This window comes from Caedibacter taeniospiralis (assembly GCF_002803295.2).
GTDB lineage: Bacteria > Pseudomonadota > Gammaproteobacteria > Francisellales > Francisellaceae > Caedibacter > Caedibacter taeniospiralis.
Map to the genome: position 1 here is coordinate 37,751 of NZ_PGGB02000010.1, position 7,706 is coordinate 45,456.

A 7,706-nucleotide genomic window follows, 5' to 3' on the forward strand; every position below is an offset into this window, starting at 1 on the left:
CCCCTTCTTCAACATTCGTGAGAATTTTCAATGAATTTAACCGATTTAAAAAACCGATCCATCCCTGAATTAATGGAGCTTTCGCACTCACTTGGTCTTGAAGCCACGGGGCGTGCCCGTAAACAAGAAATCATTTTCAATATCTTAAAAGAACACGCCGATAAGGGCGAAGATATTTATGGTGACGGCGTGCTTGAAGTCTTACAGGATGGCTATGGTTTTTTGCGCTCATCTGACACCTCTTATTTTGCATCCCCTGATGATATTTACGTCTCCCCTACTTTCATTCGCAAGCTTAATTTGCGCACGGGAGACAGCATCATCGGTAAAATTCGCCCCCCTAAAGACAATGAACGCTACTTCGCGGTAAAGCATATCGACAGTGTAAACTTCGACTCACCAGAGCTTGCTCGCACCAAAGTATTATTTGAAAACTTAACTCCCGAATATGCTAAAGAGCGTTTATCAATGGAGCTTGGTAATGGTTCAAGCGAAGATATTACCGCCCGCATTATCGACTTGGCAGCTCCTTTTGGCAAGGGTCAACGCGGTCTGATCGTCGCTCCTCCAAAAACGGGTAAAACGATTATGATGCAAAATATTGCATCCTCAATCGCCAAAAAATACCCTGAATGCTATCTGATTGTCCTTTTGATTGATGAGCGCCCTGAAGAGGTAACTGAAATGCAGCGCTCTGTTCGTGGTGAGGTGGTTGCCAGCACCTTTGATGAACCTGCTGCGCGCCACGTGCAGTTGGCTGAAATTGTGATTGAAAAGGCAAAACGCCTGGTTGAGCATAAACAGGATGTCGTTATTCTATTAGACTCGATTACACGTCTGGCACGTGCTTACAACACCGTCTCCCCCGCTTCAGGTCGTGTATTATCAGGAGGCGTTGAAGCCAATGCCTTACAAAAGCCAAAGCGTTTCTTTGGGGCAGCACGTAACACCGCCGAAGGTGGTAGTCTAACTATTATCGCTACCGCATTGGTTGAAACTGGATCCAAAATGGATGAGGTGATCTTTGAAGAATTTAAAGGCACGGGTAATATGGAGCTTCATTTGGATCGCAAAATTGCTGAAAAACGCGTCTATCCTGCGATTAGTTTTGCACGTTCTGGAACGCGCCGCGAAGAATTACTGACCACCCAGGAAGAGCTGCAAAAACTCTGGATCTTGCGTAAGATTCTACATGAAATGGAAGACACACAAGCCATGGAGTTCCTCACCGAACGCTTAAAGAAAACCCAAACCAATGAAGAATTCTTCAACATTATGAAGCGAGGCTAAGATTCATTTGTAATCCTGCTGGTCAGCAGCAACCTTTTCTCGTAAACTGCGAGGACCCCACATTTAATCAATGGCACGATGACTTTCGATTTACAGCATTACCAACATAAGCGCGGCATTGAACGCGAAAGCTTGCGCATCTTACACTCAGGGCGTCCTGCCACATCTGATCATCCTTTAGCGCTTGGCTCAAAGCTTACCAATAGCAATATCACGGTGGATTTTTCCGAAGGTCTCGTAGAACTGATCACTGAACCGTTCTATGATATTTCGAGCACGTTCTCACGTTTAACTCACATCTTAGGATTTTGCAGCCAAAACCTTGCTAAAGACGAGCTGTTACTTGCTACCAGCATGCCGTTAACTGCAACAGAAGATGAAATTAAGGTTGCCCATTTCGGAACCTCTAACTCTGGTAAAATGAAAGAGGTCTACCGTAGGGGATTAGCACAACGCTATGGCAAAATCATGCAGGCAATTTCAGGGGTACATTATAATTTTTCTTATGATGTCGAATTGATAAATAGACTAAACCAGGAAAAGAATCTTAGCTCAGATGCACTTTATTTCTCGGCGATCAATCACTATTTCGACTTCATGTGGCTCATCCCCTACTTATTTGGAAGCTCACCCATTTGCGCAAAAACTTCAGTTAAACAAACACCTGAGTATCTTAAAACACTTAATGATGATTTCTATATTGCTGAATATGCCACCAGTTTACGCATGAGTGGTCTTGGATATCAAAGTCCCGCGCAAAAAGATCTATACATCTCTTACGCAAGCCTTAAAGACTATGTTTATGATCTTATCAACGCCACCAAAACCACTTATCCGCCATTTGAAAAAATTGGCTTATATGCTGATAACGGCTCACGGCAACAGCTTAGCACCAGCATTCTACAAATCGAGAATGAGTACTACAGCAGTATTCGTCCAAAACAAATTACCAAACGCTGCGAGCGTCCTGCTTGCGCCTTGTTAAATCGAGGAGTTGCCTACTTGGAGGTGCGCGTTGTTGATGTGAACCCCTTTGATCCTTTAGGCATAGATGAGACGACCGCCCATTTTATTGAGGCCTTATTACTCACCTGTTTGTTGCAACCTAAGAAGCAATATCAACAAAGTGAAATTATGCGAAATAAAGCAAACTTTGCTAAAGTTGTGACCCATGGTCGCAAGCCTCGGCTTCAACTTAAGGATAATCAAGGCAAGGATATATCACTGAAAGATTTTGGGGTTCTTCAGCTTGAGCTTATTGCCCATACTGCCCAATCCATGGGAGATAAATACTTTCAAGCGGTAATGCAACAATTTGAAAAACTGACCGATCCAGGCAAGACGCTTTCAGCTCAACTTATTGATCATGCTGGCAAAGATTATGCGCAAACAGTGCTTGAATTGTCACGCGAAAATACACAAGGCTTACAGAAGGTCGAGCTTAGCAAAGACAGCTACACAGGCTTTAGCCATCAGACCGCCCAATCTCTCGTTACACAACAGGCGCTTGAAGAAAGCGATTGTTGTGATTTGGAAAGTTATATCGATCACTATTATCTATCGGCTAATTGTTCAAATCAAAAATAAATACCATAAAAAAATTGTCGTTGATTGTATGTCACTCAGAAGAGGCGTATTCAATACGCCCCTACGTTTATCCAAATAAATGAGTCGAAAGCCAAACAATTACTTTCATAAAAGCTTAATTGCCCGGCGATTCAACAGCAGCGACTGACTGCAAGGGGTGCTTTCTATTTGTAAATAAGGATTGCCACTTAACATAGCATAAAACAAGCCCTGTTCATCTGCTGTCAAAGACTCATCCAGATGAAATTCTGCTAAGCGCTGAAATTGCGACATTAATTGTAACGGATTATGCCCATAGTGGCATAACAGTGCGTGATAGTCTTCTGCCTGCTCAACGCTGATTACACAATCATCCTCCGTGCTAAGATCGATTTCAACCGCCGTTGTACGTCCGATAATATTATGTTTGCTACTGAGCATATCCTGGTAAGCGCCAACAAACATAAATGCCAGATCATTGATTTCAGTGCATGGGATGCGCACGTAATCATCCCCTGTCTTGTCTTTGAAAACCCCATCGGCATCGCAGGAAATATCAAACAACTGACAATCAATAGTTTTCTCTTCTGAATAATGGGTGACAGGCAATAAGGGGAAATGCTGACCAATTCCCCAATGATCTGGCAGTGATTGGAACAGGGAGAAATTAAGCCATAATTTATAAGATTTTTGATCATCCAGATAGCTCACACTCGTGCTTTCCACCAAATCTGCCAAATTAATTTCCCCATTTAACCAGCAAGCCTGCAATGACTCGTCATAACTGGTTTGCACGGTGATATTCCGTTCTGCTGTTTGATATAACGGCGATACAATGAGCACACTTGACATAGCCGTCACTGCGCGCCCTGATTCTGTCATGATCACAGGATGAGGTAACTTCAATAAATCCAGATGATAGCTAAAGCTTTTGATAATCGTTTCAGCATAATAGGATAGCTGGAATCTTGGATTCTCTGTTTCCTCATAATCAATACCCAATCCGCCCCCTAAGTCAATCATAGTCAAGTTGGGGCAATCATTTAGCAAATTACCATACAGGCAAACCATCATATTTATGTGCCTTTCTACCTGATGTAGACTCTTAAGCTGTGAGCCAATATGACCGTGTAGCAGAACAACCCGATCTGCTAGCGCCAAGTCTTTGAGTGCGCCGCTAGCATCATAAATATCTCTTAAACTTAAGCCAAATTTTACACTGTGTAGATCATCATGAAATGGTTTAGTTCTAAATCCCAGACCAACATAAATTTCTGCTTCCTGGCTTAATTCCTTAATCACTTGAAGCTCATCAATGTGCTCAAGTACCATAATCACCTCAAAGCCAAGTTTTGCAGCCAGGTTTGCCAGTTGATAAAATGCTTTATCTTTAAAACCATTGCAAATAATTCTATTGCGTGGCGCTGTCAGAGATAACACGCTCAAAAGTTCTGATTTACTACCAACTTCAAAATTAAACACTAAATCATGTCGATCGGCACATTCTTTGAGTGCACGCATAACACTGGCATTGGGATTTACTTTAATCGGATAGGCTAATTGATACGCTCCTTGATAGCGATAGTCCTCAATTGCTTTAGCAAAGCTTTGATACAGACATAACATTCTATCTTGGGTAATGTGTTTAAAATTAAGCACACATGGTTTATTGCCGCCTTGTTTTGCTACCTCATCTACAATCTTCGCCAAAGGCATTGACTGAGTAAAACTTTGCCCGTAATGAACACATAACTGTTGATCATGGTCATAGCTAAAGTAGGGTTGGAAAGTGTTACGCGCATTAAATGAAAATACATTGTTTTCCATAGAAATTCTCCTTCTATGAAAGGCACCTTACACTTGACGTTAAAGTCCAGGTTGCCATATTAACGGGGCTACATCGCAAGATTGCGCTTGCAATGCCTCTAAGCGTACAAACACACCAATGTGCATTCTGGCGTATAATTGCATTTGTTTTTTTAAAGCGGTATTGACAATATCTTCACCTATTGTGATTTTGTCAAAACCTTTAAAGCGATCTGGGAAGTAGCCCAAAATCCCGCATAAAGTAACAGCAACTTTGGTCACTGTAAATAAAATTTTCTATCAAAAAAATAAAAAAACAGTTACACCAGCTATCTCGCACAGGATATGGGGTTTTTGGACTTTTTATAAAGCCAATAAATTGCCATTGGCAATAGCACCGCGGGCACACCAAAATAAAAAGCAGGTCTTAGTTCTTCGTTGAAAAACAGCAACAAAAGACAGGCAACTTGCAGCCATATCCCCAGCAATGGCACAAGTGGATAGAAAGGTGTTATAAACTTACCCTTAGGTTCAATCCTATTCTTCTTACAGTATTTTCTGAAATTGTACTGCGACCAGCAAATAGAAATCCAACACACGGCTCCAGTAAACCCTGAAATGCTCAAAAGGTAAGAAAATGCCGTACTTGAGGAAAAGAAATAAGACAAAATTAAAAATATCCAAATGCAAACCAGTGTAAATATAGCCGCAGGCATCGGCACCTGATGGCGATTTAGTCGCGAGAATATTTTAGGCGCCATCTTTTGTTTGGATAACCCATAAAGCGCACGCACTGTGGCATACATACCACTATTTGCACAGGAAAAAGCAGCAGTTAAGATGACAAAAGTAAAGACCCCTGCAACCCAGTGAAAACCATACTGCTGTAGCGCTAAAACAAACACTGACGTGTCACTGTCCATTTTGTTCCAGGGGAAGATTAACACCAACAACAAAACGGGAATCAAATAAAGTAACACAATGCGAATGGCAATATTTCGCGAGGCTCTAGGGATTGCCACATCGGTGTCCGTCGACTCAGCTGCCGCAAGACACACGATTTCTGAACCCTGAAAATTCACCAGCAATATTACCATTAAGCTCATCACCACCAGCTTGCCATGTGGGAAAAAGCCACCATCAGCCAAAAGGTATTCAGTCCCAATCGTTGGCACTTTTCCACCGCTTTTATAGAGTCCGAAAAAGATAAAAATAGCCAGTACGCTAAACATCACAATTGCCGCAATTTTGACAATCGCAAGCCAAAACTCCATCTCACCAAAAATGCGCACCCTAGAAATATTGATGAGGGTAATCAGTAAACCAAAGAGCATTGCCCAGGTGAAAGCAGGAACGCTGGGTATAATATAGTGCATGATCATACCCGCTGCCGTACACTCCGCAGGAATATAAGCGACCCAGTTTAACCAATAGGACCATCCCGTGCCACATGCCCAGGTTGGTGAAATATAGTCGTTGGCATACTGGATAAAGGAACTTGAGCTTGGCATTGCCACCGTCAACTCACACAGGCAAAGCATCACTAAGAAAACAATTAAGCCTCCTAAGGCGTAAGAGATTAAAACGGCAGGTCCTCCTTGAGCTATGATATAACCTGTTCCCAGAAAAAAGGCCGATCCAATAATTCCACCTAAAGATATCAACTCAAGATGACGTAATTTAAGGTCTTTTCTCAGTGTTTTTACTTCCGTCATAGGGATCATGCCTTAAGTTTAGAGTGACAGGAAAAGCGAATATTAGAGCCAATTATTTGGGGGGTCAATGAAAATTTTGACGACAGAAATAAATTTTTTATTCAGTTATTTAATCACCCCTTAGCAAGCTAAGAGCTTTTCACGCATCTGATCAATAATGACCTGGTAATCCTGTGCACCAAAAATTGCGGAGCCCGAGACAAAAGCACGTGCTCCACACTTGGCAATTGGTTCAATATTATCGACGTTAACACCACCATCAACTTCGAGTAAAATGCCCTCTTTGTGATGCTTGATCCACTGAGAAACTTCACGGATTTTGCCATACATCGCAGGAATAAAACTTTGCCCACCGAAGCCTGGATTGACGCCCATTATCAACACGCGATCAAGTTTATCAACAACATGTTCACATACACTCACTGGGGTTGCTGGATTAAGTACCAAACCTGCTTGAATTCCATAGGATTTAATGAGACTTAGACTCCTATCGACATGTTTTGACGCCTCAGGATGAAACACAATACTGCTCGCCCCAGCTTCGGCAAACTGCTCAATCATTGCATCCACGGGCTCCACCATTAAGTGCACATCCATACCTGTGTTGATGCCATCCTTGCGTAATGCTTTTAACAGCATTGCACCGAAGGTAAGGTTAGGCACATAATGATTATCCATCACATCAAAGTGAATGTTATTTGCACCCGCTTTTAGCACTTTTCTGACATCATCAGCCAAATAGGCTAAATTCGCCGACAAAATTGAAGGGTTAATTTGAAATTTCATAAAACTACATTCCATACTACAGTGGCTGAATGATGGCTAATTGTATCTCAAAGCATGCTAAATTTCTTAGTAGGGGTGAAAAATATTTCGCCCCTACTTACATTGTGTTTTAACTACTATTTTTCGGCTCTGACTATCTTTCCGCCCACCGTTACCCTGCGCGAAGTCGTTAGGGTTATTTGAAAGCTGGATTCCCGCCTTCGCGGGAATGACCGTGTCTCTTTTGTTTGGGCGGAAATTTTGTCTAAGCCTATTTTCGGTGCTGACAATAATATCTTTGCCCATGATGGCGTATTGCATACCTTTGCAAAACTGGGCGGACATTCTGTCCAAGCCCATTGGTCATGACCATGTTCCCGCCTATTTTCAAAAAATAGCCCTGGTGCCTAATGACTCGAGTAGTTTTGGTCTTAGCAAACTGGTATACTTTTGCCATCTTAAATTGCCTGAATCGATCGTATGCAAAAACTTCCCATTGGTATTTCTGGTTTAGAGAAAATCATCACAGGTGACTATATTTACGTCGATAAAACCAGACATGTT

The 7,706-nt window shown here is 42.1% G+C and carries 6 protein-coding genes; 2 read left to right on the forward strand and 4 right to left on the reverse strand.

The genetic code is table 11. From position 1 onward, the window contains the following. The first annotated feature begins 30 nt into the window (after positions 1 to 30). Positions 31 to 1,290, forward strand: a complete 1,260-nt coding sequence (gene rho, locus CU053_RS05130; protein WP_100550869.1) for a transcription termination factor Rho — start codon at positions 31 to 33, stop codon at positions 1,288 to 1,290. 78 nt (positions 1,291 to 1,368) lie between these two features. Further along, on the forward strand, positions 1,369 to 2,877 hold the full coding sequence (gshA, locus tag CU053_RS05135; protein ID WP_100550870.1) for a glutamate--cysteine ligase: 1,509 nt from the start codon (positions 1,369 to 1,371) through the stop codon (positions 2,875 to 2,877). Positions 2,878 to 2,982: 105 nt separating this feature from the next. Here gshA and CU053_RS05140 read toward each other — a convergent pair whose 3' ends face one another. From CU053_RS05140 to rpe, 4 genes are all read right to left on the reverse strand, one after another. Then, on the reverse strand, positions 2,983 to 4,683 hold the full coding sequence (locus CU053_RS05140) for a type III PLP-dependent enzyme domain-containing protein (protein WP_100550871.1): 1,701 nt from the start codon (positions 4,681 to 4,683) through the stop codon (positions 2,983 to 2,985). Between the two features lie 39 nt (positions 4,684 to 4,722). Beyond that, positions 4,723 to 4,944, reverse strand: a complete 222-nt coding sequence (locus CU053_RS05145; RefSeq protein WP_100550872.1) for a hypothetical protein — start codon at positions 4,942 to 4,944, stop codon at positions 4,723 to 4,725. A gap of 47 nt (positions 4,945 to 4,991) precedes the next feature. Continuing rightward, positions 4,992 to 6,377, reverse strand: coding sequence for an amino acid permease (locus tag CU053_RS05150; RefSeq protein WP_199244219.1), 1,386 nt, complete (start codon positions 6,375 to 6,377; stop codon positions 4,992 to 4,994). Between the two features lie 120 nt (positions 6,378 to 6,497). After that, positions 6,498 to 7,163 (reverse strand): ribulose-phosphate 3-epimerase, encoded by a 666-nt coding sequence (rpe, locus tag CU053_RS05155; protein WP_100550873.1) that lies wholly within the window; start codon positions 7,161 to 7,163, stop codon positions 6,498 to 6,500. Positions 7,164 to 7,706 lie beyond the last annotated feature (543 nt).

Bases quoted from the DNA above. Each gene is read 5' to 3' on its own strand.
- rho (WP_100550869.1), top strand. From the start codon at position 31: ATGAATTTAACCGATTTAAAAAACCGATCCATCCCTGAATTAATGGAG.
- gshA (WP_100550870.1), top strand. From the start codon at position 1,369: ATGACTTTCGATTTACAGCATTACCAACATAAGCGCGGCATTGAACGC.
- CU053_RS05140 (WP_100550871.1), bottom strand. From the start codon at position 4,683: ATGGAAAACAATGTATTTTCATTTAATGCGCGTAACACTTTCCAACCC.
- CU053_RS05150 (WP_199244219.1), bottom strand. From the start codon at position 6,377: ATGACGGAAGTAAAAACACTGAGAAAAGACCTTAAATTACGTCATCTT.
- rpe (WP_100550873.1), bottom strand. From the start codon at position 7,163: ATGAAATTTCAAATTAACCCTTCAATTTTGTCGGCGAATTTAGCCTAT.